The 20,787-nt window shown below is 67.0% G+C and carries 21 protein-coding genes; 5 read left to right on the top strand and 16 right to left on the bottom strand.

Features of this window, described 5'->3' with window-relative positions; translation table 11 throughout:
• Positions 1-57 precede the first annotated feature (57 nt).
• From E4A53_RS11380 to petA, 5 genes are all read right to left on the bottom strand, one after another.
• Entirely contained in the window at positions 58-1,740 is a 1,683-nt protein-coding gene (locus tag E4A53_RS11380; RefSeq protein WP_168694372.1) for a sensor domain-containing diguanylate cyclase, read from the bottom strand.
• A 69-nt stretch (positions 1,741-1,809) separates the two neighbouring features.
• On the bottom strand, positions 1,810-2,346 hold the full coding sequence (locus E4A53_RS11375) for an adenine phosphoribosyltransferase (protein WP_136163238.1): 537 nt from the start codon (positions 2,344-2,346) through the stop codon (positions 1,810-1,812).
• A 4-nt stretch (positions 2,347-2,350) separates the two neighbouring features.
• Positions 2,351-3,190, bottom strand: coding sequence for a cytochrome c1 (locus E4A53_RS11370; RefSeq protein WP_136163237.1), 840 nt, complete (start codon positions 3,188-3,190; stop codon positions 2,351-2,353).
• Between the two features lie 16 nt (positions 3,191-3,206).
• Positions 3,207-4,508 carry a cytochrome b gene (locus E4A53_RS11365; protein WP_136163236.1) on the bottom strand — a complete coding sequence of 434 codons (1,302 nt, stop codon included), beginning with the start codon at positions 4,506-4,508 and terminating at the stop codon, positions 3,207-3,209.
• Complete coding sequence (gene petA / locus E4A53_RS11360; RefSeq protein ID WP_136163235.1) at positions 4,505-5,080, bottom strand: ubiquinol-cytochrome c reductase iron-sulfur subunit; 576 nt, start codon at positions 5,078-5,080, stop codon at positions 4,505-4,507. The genes E4A53_RS11365 and petA overlap by 4 nt, the downstream gene beginning before the upstream one ends.
• Before the next feature lie 220 nt (positions 5,081-5,300).
• Between petA and E4A53_RS11355 the strand changes: the two genes are divergently transcribed.
• From E4A53_RS11355 to E4A53_RS11345, 3 genes are read left to right on the top strand one after another with little or no spacing between them, the layout of a single operon-like run.
• The gene (locus E4A53_RS11355) at positions 5,301-5,750 is read left to right on the top strand and encodes a tRNA (cytidine(34)-2'-O)-methyltransferase (RefSeq protein WP_136163234.1); all 450 of its coding nucleotides are present in this window, start codon (positions 5,301-5,303) and stop codon (positions 5,748-5,750) included.
• Positions 5,747-6,589, top strand: coding sequence for an oxygen-dependent coproporphyrinogen oxidase (gene hemF / locus E4A53_RS11350; RefSeq protein ID WP_136163233.1), 843 nt, complete (start codon positions 5,747-5,749; stop codon positions 6,587-6,589). Before E4A53_RS11355 ends, hemF begins: the two co-directional genes overlap by 4 nt.
• Positions 6,580-7,161, top strand: coding sequence for a GNAT family N-acetyltransferase (locus tag E4A53_RS11345; protein ID WP_136163232.1), 582 nt, complete (start codon positions 6,580-6,582; stop codon positions 7,159-7,161). The genes hemF and E4A53_RS11345 overlap by 10 nt, the downstream gene beginning before the upstream one ends.
• 25 nt (positions 7,162-7,186) lie before the next feature.
• Here E4A53_RS11345 and folE read toward each other — a convergent pair whose 3' ends face one another.
• On the bottom strand, positions 7,187-7,786 hold the full coding sequence (gene folE, locus E4A53_RS11340; RefSeq protein WP_420822624.1) for a GTP cyclohydrolase I FolE: 600 nt from the start codon (positions 7,784-7,786) through the stop codon (positions 7,187-7,189).
• Between the two features lie 362 nt (positions 7,787-8,148).
• On the opposite strand from folE, the gene E4A53_RS11335 reads away from it, so the two are divergent.
• Together E4A53_RS11335 and E4A53_RS11330 are read left to right on the top strand one after the other, a co-directional pair.
• Entirely contained in the window at positions 8,149-11,130 is a 2,982-nt protein-coding gene (locus E4A53_RS11335) for a TonB-dependent receptor (protein WP_136163230.1), read from the top strand.
• A gap of 303 nt (positions 11,131-11,433) precedes the next feature.
• Positions 11,434-11,952 carry a Ros/MucR family transcriptional regulator gene (locus tag E4A53_RS11330; protein ID WP_136163229.1) on the top strand — a complete coding sequence of 173 codons (519 nt, stop codon included), beginning with the start codon at positions 11,434-11,436 and terminating at the stop codon, positions 11,950-11,952.
• 350 nt (positions 11,953-12,302) lie between these two features.
• Here E4A53_RS11330 and E4A53_RS11325 read toward each other — a convergent pair whose 3' ends face one another.
• The 10 genes from E4A53_RS11325 to coxB form a co-directional block, all read right to left on the bottom strand.
• Positions 12,303-13,175: a class I SAM-dependent methyltransferase gene (locus E4A53_RS11325; protein WP_136163228.1), complete on the bottom strand. Its 873-nt coding sequence runs from the start codon at positions 13,173-13,175 to the stop codon at positions 12,303-12,305.
• On the bottom strand, positions 13,172-14,569 hold the full coding sequence (thrC, locus tag E4A53_RS11320; RefSeq protein ID WP_136163227.1) for a threonine synthase: 1,398 nt from the start codon (positions 14,567-14,569) through the stop codon (positions 13,172-13,174). The genes E4A53_RS11325 and thrC overlap by 4 nt, the downstream gene beginning before the upstream one ends.
• A 61-nt stretch (positions 14,570-14,630) precedes the next feature.
• Complete coding sequence (locus E4A53_RS11315; protein WP_136163226.1) at positions 14,631-15,200, bottom strand: SURF1 family protein; 570 nt, start codon at positions 15,198-15,200, stop codon at positions 14,631-14,633.
• On the bottom strand, positions 15,197-15,598 hold the full coding sequence (locus E4A53_RS11310; protein ID WP_136163225.1) for a DUF983 domain-containing protein: 402 nt from the start codon (positions 15,596-15,598) through the stop codon (positions 15,197-15,199). The genes E4A53_RS11315 and E4A53_RS11310 overlap by 4 nt, the downstream gene beginning before the upstream one ends.
• Entirely contained in the window at positions 15,558-16,379 is an 822-nt protein-coding gene (locus E4A53_RS11305; protein ID WP_136163224.1) for a cytochrome c oxidase subunit 3, read from the bottom strand. Before E4A53_RS11305 ends, E4A53_RS11310 begins: the two co-directional genes overlap by 41 nt.
• Before the next feature lie 35 nt (positions 16,380-16,414).
• On the bottom strand, positions 16,415-16,969 hold the full coding sequence (locus tag E4A53_RS11300; protein ID WP_136163223.1) for a cytochrome c oxidase assembly protein: 555 nt from the start codon (positions 16,967-16,969) through the stop codon (positions 16,415-16,417).
• On the bottom strand, positions 16,966-17,097 hold the full coding sequence (locus E4A53_RS15015) for a hypothetical protein (RefSeq protein WP_275401804.1): 132 nt from the start codon (positions 17,095-17,097) through the stop codon (positions 16,966-16,968). Before E4A53_RS15015 ends, E4A53_RS11300 begins: the two co-directional genes overlap by 4 nt.
• Positions 17,094-18,011, bottom strand: coding sequence for a heme o synthase (locus tag E4A53_RS11295; protein WP_136163222.1), 918 nt, complete (start codon positions 18,009-18,011; stop codon positions 17,094-17,096). Before E4A53_RS11295 ends, E4A53_RS15015 begins: the two co-directional genes overlap by 4 nt.
• A 54-nt stretch (positions 18,012-18,065) precedes the next feature.
• Positions 18,066-19,754 (bottom strand): cytochrome c oxidase subunit I, encoded by a 1,689-nt coding sequence (gene ctaD, locus E4A53_RS11290; protein WP_136163221.1) that lies wholly within the window; start codon positions 19,752-19,754, stop codon positions 18,066-18,068.
• A 2-nt stretch (positions 19,755-19,756) separates the two neighbouring features.
• The coding region (gene coxB, locus E4A53_RS11285; RefSeq protein WP_136163220.1) for a cytochrome c oxidase subunit II at positions 19,757-20,787 on the bottom strand (1,031 nt) is incomplete at its 5' end.

Genomic DNA, 20,787 nt, shown 5'->3' with positions numbered 1-20,787 from the left:
TTTCCGCTTCAAGCGGACAAACCCTAGGACAGCGCCGGCCCGCGCGACGGACACCTTCTACGCCGCGATCGACGCCTTGGCCGCGGACGCCATCTCGACTCGGTTCCGGCCGCCGCGCTTGGCATCGTAGAGCGCGAGGTCGGCATCGACCATCAGCCGGTCGATCGCGTCGCAGCGCCCGCAAGCGAGGCCGATGCTGACCGTCACATCGAGCAGGTCCGCACCGGCGGCACAGACCCCGGCCCTGATCCGTTCGGCAATGGTGTGCGCCCGCTTCAGGTCCAGCTCCATCAGCACGACGACGAACTCCTCGCCACCATAGCGGGCAACGATCGCCCCGGGCCCGGCGGCACGGGCGACCAGCATGCCGAGATCGGCCAGCACCGTATCGGCGCGGACATGGCCGTAACGGTCGTTGACCGCCTTGAAATGGTCGATGTCGATCATCAGCAGCGCCACCGGGCTGGATGGGCCGCCGATCTGCAATGCGCGCTCGATCGCCGCGACGAAGCCACGCCGGTTGGCGAGGCCGGTCAGCGCGTCGGTCGCCGCCTGGCGTTCCAGCACCAACTGACGCTCGCGCACCCGTTCATGGTCGAGCCGCATCGCCTTGATCCGCGCAACCACCGGCAGCGACAGGATCAGGCATTCGACCGTCACCGCCGCGACCATCGCGCCGTCGTCGACCAGCCCGTCGGGCACCACCCCCAGGATGCGAAGCGGATAGGTGACGCCGATCGCAATCGGCACCGCCCAGCCGAGGGCCAGGACACGGGCGGTGCGGCTGCCCCGCGCCGCGCCGACCGCCAGCACCAGCACGACCAGCGCCAGCCCGTTCATCCCGACCAGGTTGGCGGCGCCGTAGACCGGCGCGGTCAGCGCATCGGGGCCGAGCAGCAGCAGCAGCGCGCAGACGACCGAGGCCGCGGCGCTGACAATGGCGTAGAAGCGCAGCCCGCGCGGGACATAGCGCTGCTCGATGAAATCGGTGGAGAACAGCAGGCCGGTCGCCGTGGCGGCGGACAGCATCGCCGAGATCAACCGCGACACGCCATCGGCCGAAAGCCCCGGCGCGACCAGCAGCAGCAGGCCCGAATAGGCGGCGGCATAGGCGAACAGCACGGTGGCGTGGGCGACGTAGAACAACTGGAACCGCTGGCGGATCGCCGGGAACAGCGCCAGATGGACGAGGATGGTCAGCGCGAGCACGCCGAGCGCCAGCCCATACAGCGCGGCGTCGCGGCGCTCGCTCCGGAAATCCACATAGAGCGGCATCAGCCGGGTGGGGCGCGAGAAAGTGATCAGCTCGACATCCCCGAGTCGCACCAGCATCCGCGTCACCGGCGCGCTGGGGGGTACGATCATGCTCAGGTAGCCGCCGGTCCGCCAGCCGCGCAGCGCGGTGTCGGGGTCGTATCGTTCGTGCGTCACGCTGCCGTCGCCACGGGCGAGATAGAGGTCGATCTGGTGGACGCGGTGGTTGTCGATCAGCAGCCGGTGCAGGTCATGGTCATCGCGAAGCTGCGGCGGCGCGCCGAAATCCAGCCACACCGTGCCGCGCGTCGCCCGCGCCAGCGGCGCGCAGGGCCCAGCCGGACGGCGCAGCATCTCCGCCACGCCGGTGTCGGCCGCCGTCGCGATCCGGCAAGTTGGCACGATCTCCCCGCCCCCGCCCTGCGCGGTAGCAGGCGCCGCCAGCAGCAGCATCGCCGCCGCGGCCAGCCATCGCGCAAGCGTCATCGAAAGATCGGCGACCATATTGCCGCCGCGATAGCCGTTCCGGGCTAAGGATGAATTAAGCCTTGTCGCTCAATGGCCTGGGAAAGCCATCAGCGCGTCGACGGCCAGCCCGTCCGCGCGCAGCCGACCGGCACCGCCCAATTCGGGCAGGTCGATCGCGAACAGCGCCGCCGGCACCGTCGCCCCCGCGTCGCGCAGCAGGCGGACGGTGGCCAGCGCGGTGCCGCCGGTCGCGATCAGATCGTCGAGCAACAGCACGCGATGGCCGGGCAGCAATGCGCCTTCGTGGATTTCCAGCCGATCGGTGCCGTATTCCAGCGCATAGTCGATGCCGATGCGCGGCCCCGGCAGCTTGCCGGCCTTGCGCACCGGCAGCACGCCGGCACCGAGCGCGCGCGCGACGGCGGCGCCGAACAGGAAGCCGCGCGCCTCGATAGCCGCGACCACGTCGACCCGATGCGGCCGGGCGAGCGCGACCATCCGATCGACGGCGGCGGCAAAGCCGCGACCGTCGATCAACAGCGTCGTGATGTCGCGGAACAGGATCCCCGGCTTCGGAAAGTCGGGGATCGTCCGGACCAGCGCCTGCAATTCGGCGCGGGTCATCCGATCAATGCGGCTTGCCCGCCCAGATGTTCCGGTACGACAGGAAAGTCAGCACCGAAAAGACGATCAGGAACGCCACCGTCGCGATGCCGGCGCTGTGCCGGTTCTCCAGCTTCGGCTCCGCCGTCCACACCAGGAAGGCCGACACGTCCTGCGCCATCTGGTCGACGGTCGACGCGGTGCCGTCCGTATAGGTGACCTGCCCGTCGTTCAGCGGCGGCGCCATCGCCAGGTTCAGGTTGGCGAAATACGGGTTGTAGTGCAGCCCGGACCCGGTCTTGGCATCCGGGAACTTCTTCAGCAGCTCCGGCGGCTGATCCTGATAGCCGGTCAGGATCGAATAGACATAGGCGGCGCCGCCGTGATGCGTCTTGGTCATCAGCGACTGGTCGGGCGGCAGCGCGTTGTTGTTGGCGGCCCGCGCCGCGACCTCGTTCGGGAACGGCAGCGGGAAGTGATCGGACGAGATCGACTTGCGGGTCGTCGCCTCGCCGGTCTCCGGGTCGATCGCCGGCTGCTGGATCGCCCACTGGTCGGCGATCGCCTTGATCTCGGCCTCGGTGTAGCCGAGCGCCTGCAGGTCGCGGAACGCCACCAAGCGCAGCGAGTGACAGGCCGAGCAGACTTCCTTGTAGACCTGGAAGCCGCGCTGGAGCTGACGGCGGTCGAACTTGCCGAACGGCCCGTCGCTGGCCAGGTGCAGCGCCTTGGGCTGCAGGTGGAACTCCTGCTCGACCGTCGCCGCGGCCGGCTCGGTCAGGTGGTTGTAGGCGCCGGTGCCGAAGGCGATCAGCAGGACACCGCAGAATGCGGCGCCGATGGCTCCAAGAATGATACGAAGCATAGGTGCTGATGCCCCCTTATTCAGCCGGCGCTGCGGCGGCAGTGCCGTCGGCGTCAGATACCGTGGTCCCGTGCTTGGCGAGCACCGCCTCCGTGATCGAAGCGGGCAACGGCAGCGTCCGCTCGATGCTGGCGACGAACGGCAGCACGATCAGGAAATGCGCGAAATAGTAGATCGACGCGATCTGGCTCAGCATCACGAACGGCTCTTCCGCCGGCGCGCCGCCGCAATAGCCGAGGATCAGCACGTCGATGACCAGCACCCAGAAGAACTTCTTGTACAGCGGCCGGTAGGTCGCCGAGCGAACCGGCGACTTGTCGATCCACGGCAGGAAGAACAGCAGCAGGATCGCGGCGAACATCGCCAGCACGCCCCACAGCTTGGCCGGCAGGATGAAGTCGACCGTGAAGGCGCGCAGGATCGCGTAGAACGGCCAGAAATACCATTCGGGGACGATGTGCGCCGGCGTCGAAAGCGGGTTGGCCGGGATGTAGTTGTCCGGGTGGCCGAGCGCGTTCGGCGCGAAGAACAGCATGATCGCGAACAGCGTCATGAAGATCGCGACGCCGAAGCCGTCCTTGGCGGTGTAATATGGGTGGAACGGCACCGTGTCCTGCTCGTCCTTCACCTCGACGCCGGTCGGGTTGCTCGACCCGGGAATGTGCAGCGCCCAGATGTGGAGGACGATGACGCCGGCGATCACGAACGGCAGCAGATAGTGCAGCGAGAAGAAGCGGTTGAGCGCGGCGTTGTCCGGCGCAAACCCGCCGAGCAGCCAGGTGTGGATCGTCTCGCCGACCAGCGGGATTGCCGAGAACAGGCCGGTGATGACCTGCGCGCCCCAGAAGCTCATCTGGCCCCAGGGCAGCACATAGCCCATGAACGCCGTCGCCATCATCAGCAGGAAGATGACCAGGCCGAGCAGCCAGACCATCTCGCGCGGCGCCTTGTACGAACCGAAATACAGCCCGCGGAAGATGTGGATGTAGACGACGATGAAGAAGAAGGACGCCCCGTTGGCGTGCGCGTAGCGCAGCAGCCAGCCGGAATTGACGTCGCGCATGATGTGCTCGACGGAATCGAACGCGACACCGGCATTGGCGGCGTAATGCATCGCCAGCACGATGCCGGTGACGATCTGGATGGTCAGCGCGACCCCGGCGAGAACACCGAAGTTCCAGAAATAATTCAGGTTGCGCGGCACCGGATAGCCGGCGCCGACGGCGTTGTAGACCAGACGCGGAAGCGGCAGCCGGTCATCGACCCACTTCATCACCGGGTTGGTGGGGGCGTATTGCTTGGCCCAAGGGAAGCTCATGCCTTTGCTCCAACTTCGACGACGGTGTCCGACCGGAAGACGTAATCGGGCACGACGAGATTCTTCGGCGCCGGGCCTTTGCGGATACGGGCGGCAGTGTCGTAGTGCGAGCCGTGGCACGGGCAGAAATACCCGCCGAACTCACCGCGATTCTCACCCTCGCCGGCCCCGAGCGGCACGCAGCCGAGGTGGGTGCAGACACCCATCGTGATCAGCCACTGGGTCTTGCCCGGCTTGGTCCGGTCCTCGAGCGACTGCGGGTCGCGCAGCGAACTCGCCGGCACCGCGTCGGCCTCGGCGATCTCCTTCGGCGTCAGGTGCCGCACGAACAGCGGCTGCTTGCGGAACACCGTCTTGATCGCCTGCCCCGGCTGGATCGCGGAGATGTCGACTTCGGTCGACGCCTGCGCCAGCACGTCGGCGGACGGGTTCATCTGGGTGACCAGCGGCACGACGACCGCGGCCGCGCCGACCCCGGCGAAGCTGACCGCCGCCACATTCAGGAAGTCGCGTCGGCGGACGCCGTCTTCTTGGGCGATGTCGCCCGGTTCAATCTGTTCAAGCGTCGCCATTCACCAGCCCTTGCGCCATGACCCCTTATCACGCGTGCTGCCATGGCAGGAGGACGGCCGAAGACACGGCAACCGCGTTGCCGCATCTTGTTACGCCGCCGCCTGTACCCCCGGCAGTCGCGGGCCTGATAGCCAAGCCGCAAGGCATTTGCCAACAAGATTTCTGACCGGCTAACCGGCTACACCCCGCAACCGCACCCCAACGCCACGAAGGTTCCCGATGCGTATCGCCCTTTATCAGCCCGACATCGCCGGCAACGTCGGCGCGGTTCTGCGCATCGGCGCCTGCTTCGGCGTCCCGGTCGACATCGTCGAACCCTGTGGATTCGTGTTCTCCGACGCGCGGATGCGGCGGGCGGGCATGGACTATCTCGCCCATGCCGACATGACCCGCCATGCCGACTGGGCGGCATTCCGCCGGGCGCAGCCGGGGCGGCTGGTGCTGCTCACCGCGCATGGCGCGACTCCGCTGCACGCCACGCGCTTCGCCGCCGACGACATCGTGCTGATGGGGTCCGAAAGCGGCGGCGCGCCGGATCTGGTCCACGACGCGGCGGCGCTGCGCGTGCGGATTCCGATGCGGCCCGGCCTTCGATCCTTGAATCTCGCCGTGTCCGCGGGCATCGCCCTCGCCGAGGCGTTACGGCAGACAGAAGGATTTCCGGAATGATCGCCCTTGACGACGAACAGCAGACCGCCCGCGCCTGGTTCGAGCAACTCCGCGACCGGATCTGCGCCGAATTCGAGTCGATCGAGCGCGAAGCGGGCAGCGACGCCGCCTTCGCCTACCGTCCCTGGGACCGGACTGACTCGACCGGCGCGCCCGGCGGCAGCGGCGTGCAGGGGCTGATGAAGGGCCGGGTGTTCGAAAAGGTCGGGGTCAACGTCTCCACCGTCGGCGGCACCTTCGATGGCGAATTCGCCCGCTCGATCCACGGCGCGGCGGACGATCCGCGCTTCTTCGCCACCGGCATCAGCCTCGTCGCCCACATGGCGAATCCACATGTGCCGGCGGTCCACATGAACACCCGCTTCCTGACGACGACGAAGCGCTGGTTCGGCGGCGGCGCAGACCTCAACCCGCCGATCCCCTATGCGAAAGACACCGCAGACTTCCATGCCGCGCTGCAGGCGGCGTGCGACGCGCACGACCCCGATCACTATCCGCGTTTCAAGGCGTGGGCGGACGACTATTTCTACCTGCCCCACCGCAAGGTCCACCGCGGCGTCGGCGGCATATTCTACGATCATCTCGAAGGCGATTTCACCGCCAATTTCGCGTTCACCCGCGCGGTCGGCGAAGCGTTCCTCGCCGCCTTCCCGCCGATCGTCCGGCGGCGAATGGGCACCGCCTGGGACGATGCCGACCTTGCCCGCCAGCGCGCCTGGCGCGGTCGCTACGCCGAATTCAACCTGCTCTACGATCGCGGTACGCTGTTCGGGCTGAAGACCGGCGGCAATGTTGACGCGATCCTGATGAGCCTGCCGCCGATGGCGACGTGGGACTGACGCCACTTCCCGCCGGCCAGGTCGCCGCGGTCGTCACGACCCTCGAAATGCGCGAGCGGCCGCGCCCCCGGCCGATGCCGGATTCGCCGCTGCGGCTGGTCCGCTGGCCGGCGCCGGAGCGCGAACGCTATCGCGCGCTGTTCCGCCGGGTCGGCGAGCCGTGGCTGTGGTTCTCGCGCCTCATCCTCGCCGACGCGGCGCTCGATGCGATCCTCGCCGACCCCGCCGTCCATGTCTGCGCGGCGATCGACCGCCACGGCATCGAGGTCGGCATGCTGGAACTGGATTTCCGCCAGCCGGGCGCCTGCGAGATCGTCTATTTCGGGCTGGTGCCGGAACTGGCCGGGGGCGGGCTCGGCCGCTGGCTGATGGCGCAGGCGATGACCCGCGCCTGGGCGCCGGGCGTGGAGCGGCTGTGGGTGCGGACCTGCTCGCTAGACCACCCGTCGGCGCTCGGCTTCTACCGCGCCCAGGGCTTCGCGCCGATCGCGCGGGCGGTCGAAACCTTCGACGACCCGCGCCGCGCCGGCCACCTGCCGATCGATTCGGCCCCGCACGTACCGCTGCTTTAATTGGGGGGCGTCGCGAAACGCGCCCTCAGCAGCGCCCGATCAGCGCCAGCACCTCCTTGCGGCTGCGCTCGTCGTCGCGGAACACGCCCATCATCCGGCTGGTCACCATGCCGACACCGGGGGTCCGCACGCCCCGCGCGGTCATGCAGGCATGGCTCGCCTCGATCACCACCGCGACGCCGTGGGGGTGCAGATTGTCCCAGATGCAGTTGGCGACTTCCGCCGTCAGCCTTTCCTGCACCTGCAACCGCCGCGCATAGCCGTGGAGCACCCGCGCCAGCTTCGAAATGCCGACGACACGGTCGCGCGGCAGATAGGCGATGTGCGCCTTGCCGATGATCGGCGCCATGTGGTGTTCGCAATGCGAATGGAACGGGATGTCCTTCAGCAGCACGATCTCGTCATAACCGCCGACTTCCTCGAAGGTGCGGCTGAGGTGCAGGCCGGGGTCCTCGTCATAGCCGCGGCAATATTCCTTCCACGCCCGCGCCACCCGCGCCGGGGTGTCGGCCAGCCCTTCGCGGGCCGGGTCGTCGCCCGCCCATTCGATCAGCGTCCGCACCGCCGCCAGCACGTCGGCCGGCACCGGCGGCCGCGCCGCGTCATCCTTCTGTCGATCGCCCACGATCACTCCTTGCCTGTTCTGCCTCGCGCCTAGCACCGCAATCGCCGAAATCGAAGCCGCCGAACGCCGGCCCCGTTCCGGACGCATATCCGGCCCCGCACGCGCGGATTGGACGGGCGCGGTTCGCCGAAGTGCCCGCATCTCGTCGCCCGGCCCATTTTCTTGCGCAGCAAGGCAATGCCGTTACGGCATCCGCCGGCCCGCCGCCGCGATTGTGGCTATCCAACGGCAATTCCGCAGAAACCCTATGACTTGGCGGCGGCTCGCCCATTGACCGTAACGCAATCTACACGCAACATGTTGCAGCATAACGTGCCAGGCGCGATGGCCGGGAGACCGGCGCCATTGGGGAGGATGGTCTGATGAGGAAACTCGATCTTCTGGGCGCAAGCATGTTCGCTTTGCTGGTCGCGGCGCCGGTCATGGCACAGTCCGCGCCGGCAGCCGGCGAACCGGATACCGGCCTCGCCGATATCGTCGTCACCGCCCAGCGCCAGTCGGAACGGCTTCAGGACGTGCCGATCGCCGTCTCCGCCTTCTCGGCGGAAACGCTCGAGAAGCAGCAGATCCGCAACGCCACCGACCTGCAACTGTCGCTGCCCAACGTCACCTTCACCAAGACCAACTTCACCTCGTCCAGCTTCAACATTCGCGGCATCGGCGACCTGTGCGTCGGCATCACCTGCGATTCCGCCACCGCGATCCACGTCAACGATATGCCACTGCTGTCGACCCGGCTGTTCGAAACCGAATATTTCGATCTGGAACGGGTGGAGGTGCTGCGCGGCCCGCAGGGCACGCTGTTCGGCCGCAACGCGACGTCGGGCGTCGTCAATTTCATCACCGCGCGGCCCAGCCTGTCCGCGTTCGGCGCCAGCGGGTCGGTCGAATACGGCAATTACGACTCGGTCAAGGTCAACGGCATGGTCAACCTGCCGGTCGGCGAGACGCTCGGCGTCCGCGTCGCCGGCTATTATCTGAACCGCGACGGCTATACCCATAACCTCTACGACGACAGCCGGATCGATGGCCGCGACCTCTATGCGCTGCGAGGCTCGATCCGCTGGGAACCCAGCCCCGACACCACCCTTGACCTGATGGGCTATTACTTCCGCGAGAAAGACGACCGCTCGCGCATCCAGAAGCAGCTGTGCCACCGCGACCCAACCGGCGTGCTCGGCTGCCTGCCGGACAAGCTGGCGAACGAAACGCTGAACGGCAATTCCACCTTCCCGGCAACGCTGGTGTCGAACGAATTCCTCGCCATCCAGTCCGGCGGCGCGCTCACCCCGTTCGGCCTGGGCAGCGTCTATGGGCCGGACGTGTTCTCCAATGCGGTCAACCCGGCCGGGGTGCGCACCGTCAACACGGATTTCAAGCCGACCTATTATGCCCGCGAAATTCAGGTCATGGGCAAGTTCCACCAGCAGCTCGGCGACGCGTTCAGCCTGACCGTCACCGGCGGCTATGCCAAGAACGAGGTGGATTCGCGCTCCGACTATAATCTCGCGGTGCAGAACTCGCTGGCCGCCAACCCCGGCCTGCTGGCGCTGAACGCTTATGGCCGGACGGGCAGCCTTGCGCCATTCCTCGACCCCGTCCGCCAGGCGCTGATCCCCAACGGCCCGGCCGGCGGCATCTGCCAGTCGGACCTGGAACCGACCGGCACCGGCGTCTACGGCGGCCACAGCATCGGCTGCTTCGACACCAGCCTCGACTTCGACCGGTCAAAGCAGACGACCCGGCAATATTCGGTGGAGGCGCATATCGACAGCAAGCTGGACGGCATGTTCAACTTCCTGATCGGCGGCCTGTACTTGGACAGCAAGACCCGCGACAACAGCTACTATATCAGCTCGTTCGGCATCGATTACGCGTCCGGCCTGCTCGGCGCGGCGACGTCGGCGCAGATGGCGCCGCTCGGGGTGCCGCTCAGCTATTTCGGCACGCCGACCTACCGCAATCATTCGGACCTGTTCCGGCTGAAATCCTACGGCGTGTTCGGCGAAGCCTATCTGGAATTCTCCGACAAGCTGAAACTGACCCTCGGCGCGCGCTACAACAACGACAAGAAGCTGTACCGCGCCCGCACCACCCTGCTGCAGGATGCGTCGGGATCAAATCGCTTTGCGATAGTCCCCTTCGGAGCAGCCGACTTCAAAGACGCATTGAACTATGCGGCACTCGACTTCGATCCCAAAACACCGGGGACACAAGAATTTGCCGTCAATCGCGTGGGGTTTAGCCGAATGACTGGGCGCGCAGTCATAGACTATAAGATCACATCCGACAATTTACTCTATTTGTCCTATTCTCGCGGCTACAAGTCCGGCGGTATCAATCCGCCACTATCCGATGATACCGTGTCGGAAACATTCGGCCCTGAAACGGTCGATGCATTCGAAATCGGGTCGAAAAACACGTTCCTCAATGGCACACTGCGCCTGAACCTCACCGGATTCTACTACAAGTACAAGAATTTACAGCTCAGCCGCATCGTTTCACGCACTTCAGTAAACGACAATGTCAGCGCCAATATTTACGGGTTGGAAGCGGAAGCCATCGTCAGCCCGGTGCGCCGGCTGCTGGTCAACCTGAACTTCAGCTATTTGCACACCAAGGTTTCAGGCGACAAATATCTGGTCAACACCCGCGATCCGTCCGGCGGTCGGTCCGACGTCGTCATCATCAAGGATCTGGCGACTGCCGCCAACTGCGCGGTGGTGCCGACGGTGGCCGGCAACAGTGCCGGCGCCAACATGTTCGTCGGCTTGGTCAATACCCAGGCGTTTGGCCTGCAGGCGCCGGGGCCAATTCCCGGACTGGGCGCGACCGGCGCCTTCTCGTTGTGCGAAACACTTAAGCAGCTTGCCACCAGCACCCTGCCCAACGGATCGCAACTGCTGGCGTTGCAGCCGGTGGTCGACGGTCTGTTCGGGGCCAATGCCTTCCAGGTCGCCGACAGCGGGGTGGAGGTCAACATCCGCGGCAACCAGTTGCCGCAGGCGCCGCGCTACAAATTCTCGGCAGGCATCCAGTACACCGCCGATTTCGCCAACGGCATGTCGTTCGTGCCCCGCTTCGACATCACCTACACCGGCGAGTCCTACGCCGGCATCTTCAACGGCCAGATCGACCGGATGCAGGGCTATGCGATCATGAACGCGCAGGTGCAGCTGAATGGCGCCGAAGACCGCTGGTTCGTGCGCGGTTTCATCCAGAATCTCGCCAATAACAGCGCGATCACCGGCCAGTATGTGACCGACCAGTCAACCGGGCTGTTCACCAACATCTTCACGCTGGAACCGCGCCGCTACGGGGTCGCCGCCGGCTTCCGCTTCTGACCGGCTGCCGCGCGTCGGCAGTCGCCGGTGTAGGCCGCAAGGCCGGCGGCGACCGCGCAGCTATCGATGACGGCGCCTACTCATAAACACCAGCGAAGACTACTCGCGGTGTTCGCTTCGACACCGGTTCACCAATGCTTCGCCGCCGAATACACCGTCTTTCCGATATATCCGGCCGGATCGGGTCGACAGATACGGCATTTTCATGCAAGCATCGGCAGGCGATATTGGTCGGTCGTCCCCTTTCGACTGACCTATGGAGTATCCCGTGCTGTGCCGCCCCTGAATACGGAGTAGAAAATAATGGCCGACACCGAACAGACAGATCTCACCATGCTGACCGTCGACTTGTTGAGTGCCTATGTCACCAACAATTCGGTGCCGAGCGCCGAACTGGCCGCACTGATCAAGGCGACGCATGCGGCATTGACCGACATCAATGCGCCGGCCTCCACCGAACCTGATGCACCGGAAGTCCAGCCGGCAGTCACGGTCCGCAAGAGCCTGGGATCACGCGATTATATTCTTAGCCTGATCGACGGCAAACCATACAAGACCTTGAAGAGACATCTCGCCCGCCATGGCCTGACGCCAGCGGAATACCGCCAGCGCTACAACCTGCCGAGCAGCTATCCGATGGTCGCGCCTGCCTATTCGGAACAGCGCCGCCTCGTCGCGCAGAAGCTGGGTCTCGGCCGCAAGCGCCCCGCCGCCGCAAAGGCAAAGGCCGCATCCGCCCCGGCCAAGGCCCCCCGCGCCAAGGCCGGCGCCACGGTGAAGAAGCCCGCCAGCCGGCGCAAGACCGCCGACACCGCCGGCTGATCCGTCGTCACGCCTTTCCGTTCGGCCTCGACGCCACGGATTCCGGGCTTGGCGCTGGCCCGCGCCTTCCCGCCTGAACGCCGTGCCGAGAGAACGCGTAGCTACGGCGCACAGCCGTCGAACGTCGACCGTCGAAAAAAGCGGGTTCCGTTCCCAGTTCCCCCCTTTGAACGGAACCCGCCAGAAATCGCCGCGAAGGGAACGCAGCGAACTGGCTTGACTATGCGACGAAAGGATGAGGCTTGTCCACGCCTATCATACCGGCCTAGCACCATTTTAGCGGGCAGTAGGAACGGCATCGCCACGATCCGGCTTGCGGCGGCGACGGCGGAACGCCGTCCGCTCGTGGCTCAGTCGGCCGTCCAGCGCGCGAAGATGGCGGTGGGCAGCAGCAGCCCGCGCGCTTCCTCGCGCACCGCCAGCTCGCCGGCCTCGACCCGGCCGGGCAGGTCGGCAAAGGCCTGTGCCAGCAATTCGCCGATTGCCAGCGCCGACATCCTGACAGCGTAGACGGTCAGGAACAGGAAACGCGATTCGGCGTCGAGCAGCCGGCGGCAATCGGCGATCAGGCCGGGCAGCCCTTCTTCCAGCCGCCACACCTCCCCCGCCGGGCCACGGCCATATTTCGGCGGGTCGAGGATGATGCCGTCGTAACGGTGGCCGCGCCGCACCTCGCGGGCGACGAACTTGGCCGCGTCGTCGACTAGCCAGCGGATCGGCGCCGCCGCCTGACCGGACAGGATGGCGTTGGCCCGCGCCGCGTCCACCGATTTGCGCGACGCGTCGACATGGACCATGTGCGCCCCCGCCGCCGCCAGCGCCAGCGTGCCGACGCCGGTATAGCCGAACAGATTCATCACCGACGACGGCGCCCGCCCGGCGATCCGCTCGCGCATCCACGTCCACACCGGCGCCATGTCGGGAAAGAAGCCGAGGTGGCGGAACGGCGTGCAGTTGGCCTGGAAACGCACCTCGTTCCAGCCAAGCGGCCAGCCTTCGTCCGGCACCGGCCCGGTCAACTGCCAGCGCCCGCCGCCGTCCTCGTCCGATCCGGGGATGAACGCGCCATCCGCCCGCCAGTCGGATGCGGCGGGCGGCCACAGCGCCTGCGGTTCCGGCCGGATGAAGCGGAACCGGCCATAGCGTTCCAGCTTGCGGCCATGCCCGCTGTCGACCAGGCCGTAGTCGGCCCACGGCTCGCCGATGAGGGTGGTGAGCGTCACCGCGGCGTGGCGTGCGCCGCGATATGGGCGGTGACCGCGCCAAGATCGGCCGGCAGCGACACGCAGCGCTCGGCGCGAGCGAACAGGTCGCCGACCCGCGCCGGCAATGTCGGCCGGCTGCCGGTCGCGCGCTCAACCGCGTCGCGGAACTTGGCGGCATGCGCGGTGGCCAACGTGACCAGCGGGATCGCCGGATCGAGATCGGCGGCGCGGGCGGCGGCGAGGCCGACGGCGCTGTGCGGGTCGATCACCTGCCCGGCCGCCTCGTTCGCCCAGCGCATCGCCAGCGCCATGTCGTCGGCGTCGATCCGCGCGCTGGCGAACAGGCCGGCGGCGCCGCTCAACTGCGCGTCGGTCAGCCGCATCGCTTTCGTCGCCTCGAACCCGTGCATCTGCGCCGCCATCGCCTGGCCGTCGCGCCCGCCCAGGTCGAACAGCAGGCGCTCGAAATTGGAGCTGACCTGGATGTCCATCGACGGCGTCGCCGTCGCGGTCACCGTGCCGGTCGAATAGTCGCCGCTGGACAGCGCGCGGTGAAGGATATCGTTGACGTTGGTCGCGACGATCAGCCGGGCGATCGGCAGGCCCATCTTCGCCGCGACATAGCCGGCGAACACGTCGCCGAAATTGCCGGTCGGCACCGAGAAGGCGACCGGTCGCCCCGGCGCGCCGAGCCGGACGGCGGCGTAGAAATAATAGACGACCTGCGCCATCAACCGCGCCCAGTTGATCGAATTGACCGCCGACAGGGCGAAGCGCCCGGCAAAATCGCGGTCGGCGAACATCGCCTTCACCAGCGCCTGCGCATCGTCGAAGCTGCCGTCGATCGCGATGTTGTGGACATTGGGCGCGAACACCGTCGTCATCTGGCGGCGCTGCACGTCGGATACCCGGCCTTCCGGGTGGAGCATGAAGATGTCAACCTTGGCACGCCCGGCGATCGCGTCGATTGCCGCCGATCCGGTATCGCCGCTGGTCGCGCCGACAATGGTCAGGTGGGTGTCGCGGCTGGACAGGAAGCGCTCGAACAGCAGGCCGAGCAGTTGCAGCGCAACGTCCTTGAACGCCAGCGTCGGGCCGTGGAACAGCTCCAGCAGCCACTGCCGCTCGTCAAGCTGGACCAGCGGGGTGACGGCGGCATGCGAGAAGCGGCCGTAAGCCTGCTCGCACAGCGCGCGCAGCGCCGCCTCGTCCAGCGCATCGCCGACGAACGGCTTCATCACCGCGACGGCGGTGTCGACATAGGACAGGCCGGCCAGCCCCGCGATCGCGTCGGCCGAAAAGGCCGGCCAGCGTTCCGGCAGGTACAGGCCGCCGTCGGGCGCGAGCCCTGCCAGCGTCACCTGTTCGAAGTCGAGCGGCGGCGCGGCCCCCCTGGTGCTGATATAGCGCATGGCGGGCGCTTAGCCGGGCTGGCCGCACATCGCAACGCCGCTGCGCCGCGCCGCCGCCGCCTCAGCCCCGCCGGCGCAGCGCCAGCACGTAGATGACGGTCGCGACACCGGCGAACAGGAACCATTGGACGGCATAGGACAGGTGGTTGTTGGGAATGTCGTCGGGCGACGGCGGCGCGGAGGCTTGCAGGCCCGGCGCCGGTTCGCTCGCGACCAGCCGGATGACATGCCGGCTGTCGGGGGCGATGACGCCGGAAACCAGTCCGCCCGTCCACGCCGGGTCGTCGGGCCGGTCGGACCAGCCCATCACCGCCTGGAACCCCGGCCCTTCCGCCCCGCGCCGGCACTGGGCGATGTGCGACCAGCCGGGCGCCCCGGCCAGGTTGCGCCCGCTGGTCGACCGCCAGCCGACGACCGCAACGCACATCGCGCTACTCCGCCGGAACAGCGGCGCGTCGCGCGGGTCGGGCACGGTGGGGTAGGCGACCGGCGGCTTGTCGTGCGCGGCGGCGTAGCTGGCGAGCAGCCCCGCCTTCCACTGCGCCCGCTGCAACTGCCAGATGCCGAGGCCGATCATCAACGCCACCGCCAGCGCGACGACGATCGTCGGGATGAGCGGCAGCCGCTTCATGCCCCGCCCTGTCGCCCCTCGCCGGCGTCGTTGTGATATTCGGAATAGAGCAATGCCGCCTTCGACACCCGCAGCGCGCCGACGACCAGCGCGGCGGTTATCGGCACCCACAGCAGCGCGTGCACCCAGAAGGGCGGGCCGAAGATCAGCTCCAGCGCGATCGCCAGGCCAACGACCAACCCGCCAAGGAACAGGGTCAGCAGTGCCGCCGGTCCGTCACCGACGTTGAACGCCGAATAGTCCAGCCCGCACGGCCGGCAGCGCGGCGCGAAGCCGACGACGCCGGCGAACAGCGTCTTGGCGCCGCAGCGGGGGCATAGCCCCCGCAACGATGCTCGGGCGAGACCGGGAAGCGTATCAGCCGCCGTGGATCGGTGCGCCGGCGCTGCCCCAGACATAGATGGTGATGAACAGGAACAGCCAGACGACGTCGACGAAGTGCCAGTACCAGGCCGCCGCCTCGAACCCGAAATGCTGGCGCGGGGTGAAATCGCCCTTGTAGGTGCGGATCAGGCAGACGATCAGGAAGATCGTGCCGACCAGCACGTGGAAGCCGTGGAACCCGGTCGCCATGTAGAAGGCCGCGCTGTAGTTCAGCCCCTTGAACGGGAACGGCGCGTGGATGTACTCGAACACCTGGATGCTGCTGAACAGCGCGCCGAGCAGGATGGTCAGCCACAGACCCTTCTTCAGCCCTTCGCGGTCACCGTGGATCAGCGAATGGTGCGCCCAGGTGATGGTGGTGCCCGAACACAGCAGGATCAGCGTGTTGAGCAGCGGGAATGCGAACGGATCGATCACCTCGATGCCCTTGGGCGGCCAGACGCCGCCGACCGACTCGACCGCCGCCGGGAACAGCGCGAAGTCGAACCACGCCCAGAACCAGCCGACGAAGAACATCACTTCCGACGCGATGAACAGGATCATGCCGTAGCGCAGGTGCAGCGACACCACCGGGGTATGATCGCCGGCATTGGCTTCGCGCACCACGTCCGCCCACCACAGATACATGGTGGCGAGCACGCCGGCGACGCCCAGCAGGAAAATGCTTCCGCCATGGGCGGCGGAATGCATCCACATCACCGCGCCCACCGCCATGGCCAGCGCCGAGAAAGAGCCCATCAGCGGCCACGGGCTGGGAGGCAGGATATGGTAGTCGTGGTTCTTGGCGCCGGCCATCTGTCTGAAGACCCCTTTGTTGATTCCGACCCGCTCTAGCTTCCGGCCTTCGCCGGGTCCACCGGGAAGAACGTGTAGCTGAGCGTGATTTCCTGAATATCGTCCGCGTCCCGATCGTCGAGGATCTTCGGGTCGACGAAGAAGATCACCGGCATCCGTACGGTCTCACCGGGCTTCAGCGTCTGCTGGGTGAAGCAGAAGCACTGGATTTTGGTGAAATATTTGCCAGCCGTGCTGGGCGACACGTTGAACGTCGCCGTCCCGGTCACTTCGTGGCTGGACGTGTTGCGGGCGACGAAGAACGCCATGTCGCGCGCGCCGATGGCGATGTCGTCGGTCTCGCGCTCCGGCTTGAACTCCCACGGCAGGTTCGGCGCGGTGTTGGAATCGAAGCGGACGCGGACCATCCGGGTCGACACCGCGCTGGTCGCCGGGGCAGCGGCGGCGCGCTGCGTCGTCCCCTGGAAACCGGTGACCTGGCAGAACAGGCGGTACAGCGGCACGCTGGCATAGCCGAGGCCGAGCATGCCGACGACAAGCACGGCGGCGGCGATCGCGCTGCGGCGGTTGCGGACGGTTAGATCGGTCATGACCCGCTCATCTTGGCCATGGCGATGAAATAGAACAGCACGACCAGCCCGCCGAGCAACAGCGCAGTGACCAGCGCCCGCGACCGCTGCCGCGCCCGGATCCGGTCGGTGTCGTCCGGCTCAGTCATGCCAGCAGCAGCCGGTCGAAGACCAGCGCCCCGAACAGCAGGAACAGATAGGCGATCGAGAATTTGAACAGCGCCCGCTCCGCCCGCATCGCCGCCGGATCGACGACCCGCGACAGGCCGACGCGCAGCGCCAGCAGCGTGAACGCCGCGCTCAGCGCCACCGCCGTCGCCCCGTACAGCGCGCCGGTCAGGCCGAGCGCCCAGGGCAGCACCGCGACCGCGCTCATCGCCACGCTGTAGAGCAGGATCTGGCGGCGGGTGACCCGCTCGCCGGCGACGACCGGCAGCATCGGAAAGCCGGCGGCGGCGTAGTCGGAGCGGACGAACAACGCCAGCGCCCAGAAATGCGGCGGCGTCCACAAGAAGATCAGCGCGAACAGCAGCACCGGCAGCAGCGTCACGTCGCCGGTTACTGCCGCCCAGCCGAGCAGCGGCGGAAACGCCCCGGCGGCGCCACCGATGACGATGTTCTGCGACGTCCTCGGCTTCAGCCACATCGTGTAGACGACGACGTAGAACAGGATCGACACCGCCAGGATCGCCGCGGCGAACCAATTGGTCGCCAGGCCGAGCAGCAGCACCGAGAAGAAGGACAGGCCGATGCCGAAATGCAGCGCCGACTGGCGGTCCATCCGCCCCGCGGGCAGCGGCCGGTCGCGGGTGCGCTTCATCCGCGCGTCGACGTCCGCCTCGAACCACTGGTTCAGCGCGCCTGCCGCGCCGGCGCCGACCGCGATGCACAATATCGCGGTGAACGCGATCGCGAAGGGCAAGTGCCCCGGCGCCGCGAGCAGCCCGCACAGCCCGGTGAAGACGACGAGCGTCATCACCCGCGGCTTGGTCAGCGCGAGGAAGTCGCGCCAATCGGCAACGGGCGACAGATCCGCCGTGTTCAACGCTGACGTGCTGCTCATCTCAAATCCCGTGCCGCCCGGCGGTCATGCCGGGCGGCTTCATCCTGTCTTGGTTCAGTCGATCCGCGGCAAGGTCGTGAACTGGTGGTAGGGTGGCGGGCTGGGCAGCGTCCACTCAAGCGTCGTCGCGCCCTCGCCCCACGGATTACCCTCCGCCTTCCGGCCCGCGGCCAGCGACCAGAACAGGTTGATGAAGAAGAAGATCATGCTGCCGGCCATGATCATGTAGCCGGTGCTCGCCATCTCGTTCCAACCGGAATAGGCCGGGGTATAGTCCGGAATGCGGCGCGGCATGCCCTCGATGCCCAGGAAGTGCATCGGGAAGAACAGCACGTTCACGCCGACGAAGAAGGTCCAGAAGTGCAACTGGCCGAGCAGCTCGTTGTACATCCGGCCCGACATCTTCGGGAACCAGTAGTAGAAGCCGGCGAACAGCGAGAACACCGCGCCCAGCGACAGCACGTAGTGGAAGTGGGCGACGACGTAATAGGTGTCGTGCATGTAGTCGTCGATGCCGCCGTTGGCGAGCACGACGCCGGTCACGCCGCCGACGGTGAACATGAAGATGAAGCCGAGCGCCCATACCATCGGCGTCTTGAAGGTCAGCGAGCCGCCCCACATCGTCGCGATCCACGAGAAGATCTTGATGCCGGTCGGCACCGCGATCACCATCGTCGCGGCGGTGAAGTACATCTTGACGTTCACGCTCATGCCGGTGGTGAACATGTGGTGCGCCCAGACGATGAAGCCCACCGTCGCGATCGCAACCATCGCGTAGGCCATGCCGAGGTAGCCGAACACCGGCTTCTTCGAGAAGGTCGAGACGATGTGGCTGATCATGCCGAAGCCCGGCAGGATCATGATGTACACTTCCGGGTGGCCGAAGAACCAGAACAGGTGCTGGTACAGCACCGGATCGCCGCCGCCGGCCGGGTCGAAGAACGCGGTGCCGAAATTGCGGTCGGTCAGCAGCATGGTCAGCGCGGCTGCCAGTACCGGCAGCGCCAGCAGCAGCATGAACGCGGTGACCAGGGTCGCCCAGGCGAACAGTGGCATCTTGTGGATGGTCATGCCCGGCGCGCGCATGTTGAAGATGGTGGTGATGATATTGATCGCGCCCAGGATCGAGCTGACGCCGGCGAGGTGGATCGACAGGATCACCAGGTCGACCGACGGCCCGGCCGACCCGCTGGTCGCGAGCGGCGCGTAGATAGTCCAGCCTGTACCCGGCCCAAGGCCGGTGCCGCCGGGGAAGAAGGTGGAGCCGAGCAGCAGCACGAATGCCGGGATCAGCAGCCAGAAGCTGATGTTGTTCATCCGCGGGAAGGCCATGTCCGGCGCGCCGATCATCAGCGGTATGAACCAGTTGCCGAACCCGCCCATCATCGCCGGCATGACCATGAAGAACACCATGATCAGCCCGTGGCAGGTGATCAGCACGTTCCACAGATGGTACGCCTCGTCCATCGTCGCCGGCCCGCCGCCGACGATGGCGTTGTGATAGCTGGCCCAGGTCTGCAGATACTGGATGCCCGGGTGCATCAGTTCCGCGCGCATCAGGCCCGATACGGCGCCGCCGATGATGCCGGCGGTGATCGCGAAGATCAGATAGAGGGTGCCGATGTCCTTGTGGTTGGTCGACATGAACCAGCGCGCGAAGAAACCGGGCTTGTGGTCGGCGTCGTGCGCGTGGTCGTCCTCATGGGCGTGAAAAGCGCTGGGGGTTGCGGCGATGTCTGTCATTGTCAGTTACCCGAATTGGCCGTTGCGGCCTGAGAAGGAGCAGCGGCGGGCGCCTCGGCCGTAGCAGCAGCGGCGGCGACGGTGGCGGGCGCCTCGGCGGCCGGCGTCTCGGCAGCGGCCGGCGCGTCCTCCGGCATCGTGCCGCCCTTGGAGCGGACCCACTGGGCGAAACGCTCTGGGCTGACCACCTCGACCGCGATCGGCATGAAGCCGTGGCGGGCGCCGCACAGCTCGGAGCACTGGCCGAAATAGAGGCCTTCCTTCTCGACCGTGAACTGCACTTCGTTCAGGCGGCCGGGGACGGCGTCCATCTTGGTCCAGAATGCGGGGACCGCCCAACTGTGGATCACGTCGTTGGAGGTGACGATCATCTTGATCTGCCGGCCGACCGGCATGACGATGCGGTTGTCCACGGCGAGCAGCGGCGGCCCGTCGGCGTCGGTGCGCTTGCGCTCGTTCGGCCCGGCGTCGTCCTTCAGCATGTTCGAAATGACTTCGAAACCGCCGTTGTCGGGGTATTCGTAGGTCCAGTACCACTGGTTGCCGACCGCCTTGATGGTCAGCGCGTCCTTCGCCGCCGGCTTGAACTGCGCGGCGAGCAGGCCGATCGACGGCACCGCGATCGCCAGCAGGATGAACACCGGCACCAGCGTCCAGATCACCTCGATGACGGTGTGGTGCGCCGTGCGCGACGGCACCGGGTTGGCGGCGGCACGGTAGCGGATCATCACCCATATCAGCAGCACCAGCACCAGCAGCGATATGCCGAGGATGACCGGCATCAGCACGCCGTCATGGATCCACAGCGCCTCCTGGCCGTTCGGCGTCACCTGATGCTCGACCTGCATCGACCCGGCCTGCGGCATGCCCACATTGGGGTCGGGCAGCAACGGGGCCGGCGCTTCCACCGCCTGCGATTCGGCGGCGGCCGGCGCCTCTGCGGCCGCCGGGGTCGCGGCGGCAACCGGCGTGATCGGCGCCGGCGCGGCGACCGTGGCGGGCGCGACCGGGGCCGGCGCTGGGGCCGGCTGGG

The sequence above is a fragment of the Sphingomonas flavalba genome (assembly GCF_004796535.1).
GTDB classification, from domain to species: domain Bacteria; phylum Pseudomonadota; class Alphaproteobacteria; order Sphingomonadales; family Sphingomonadaceae; genus Sphingomonas_L; species Sphingomonas_L flavalba.
Note: the sequence above shows the minus strand (reverse complement) of the source record. Positions and strands in the feature narration are given on the sequence as shown.

Excerpts from the sequence above, each read along its gene's own strand:
- E4A53_RS11335 (WP_136163230.1), top strand. The coding sequence starts at position 8,149 with ATGAGGAAACTCGATCTTCTGGGCGCAAGCATGTTCGCTTTGCTGGTC.
- hemF (WP_136163233.1), top strand. The coding sequence starts at position 5,747 with ATGATCGCCCTTGACGACGAACAGCAGACCGCCCGCGCCTGGTTCGAG.
- E4A53_RS11330 (WP_136163229.1), top strand. The coding sequence starts at position 11,434 with ATGGCCGACACCGAACAGACAGATCTCACCATGCTGACCGTCGACTTG.
- E4A53_RS11380 (WP_168694372.1), bottom strand. The coding sequence starts at position 1,740 with ATGACGCTTGCGCGATGGCTGGCCGCGGCGGCGATGCTGCTGCTGGCG.
- E4A53_RS11295 (WP_136163222.1), bottom strand. The coding sequence starts at position 18,011 with ATGAGCAGCACGTCAGCGTTGAACACGGCGGATCTGTCGCCCGTTGCC.
- E4A53_RS11355 (WP_136163234.1), top strand. The coding sequence starts at position 5,301 with ATGCGTATCGCCCTTTATCAGCCCGACATCGCCGGCAACGTCGGCGCG.
- petA (WP_136163235.1), bottom strand. The coding sequence starts at position 5,080 with ATGGCGACGCTTGAACAGATTGAACCGGGCGACATCGCCCAAGAAGAC.
- E4A53_RS15015 (WP_275401804.1), bottom strand. The coding sequence starts at position 17,097 with ATGACTGAGCCGGACGACACCGACCGGATCCGGGCGCGGCAGCGGTCG.
- E4A53_RS11305 (WP_136163224.1), bottom strand. The coding sequence starts at position 16,379 with ATGGCCGGCGCCAAGAACCACGACTACCATATCCTGCCTCCCAGCCCG.
- E4A53_RS11370 (WP_136163237.1), bottom strand. The coding sequence starts at position 3,190 with ATGCTTCGTATCATTCTTGGAGCCATCGGCGCCGCATTCTGCGGTGTC.
- E4A53_RS11300 (WP_136163223.1), bottom strand. The coding sequence starts at position 16,969 with ATGACCGATCTAACCGTCCGCAACCGCCGCAGCGCGATCGCCGCCGCC.
- ctaD (WP_136163221.1), bottom strand. The coding sequence starts at position 19,754 with ATGACAGACATCGCCGCAACCCCCAGCGCTTTTCACGCCCATGAGGAC.
- E4A53_RS11365 (WP_136163236.1), bottom strand. The coding sequence starts at position 4,508 with ATGAGCTTCCCTTGGGCCAAGCAATACGCCCCCACCAACCCGGTGATG.
- E4A53_RS11375 (WP_136163238.1), bottom strand. The coding sequence starts at position 2,346 with ATGACCCGCGCCGAATTGCAGGCGCTGGTCCGGACGATCCCCGACTTT.
- E4A53_RS11315 (WP_136163226.1), bottom strand. The coding sequence starts at position 15,200 with ATGAAGCGGCTGCCGCTCATCCCGACGATCGTCGTCGCGCTGGCGGTG.
- thrC (WP_136163227.1), bottom strand. The coding sequence starts at position 14,569 with ATGCGCTATATCAGCACCAGGGGGGCCGCGCCGCCGCTCGACTTCGAA.
- E4A53_RS11310 (WP_136163225.1), bottom strand. The coding sequence starts at position 15,598 with ATGTCTGGGGCAGCGCCGGCGCACCGATCCACGGCGGCTGATACGCTT.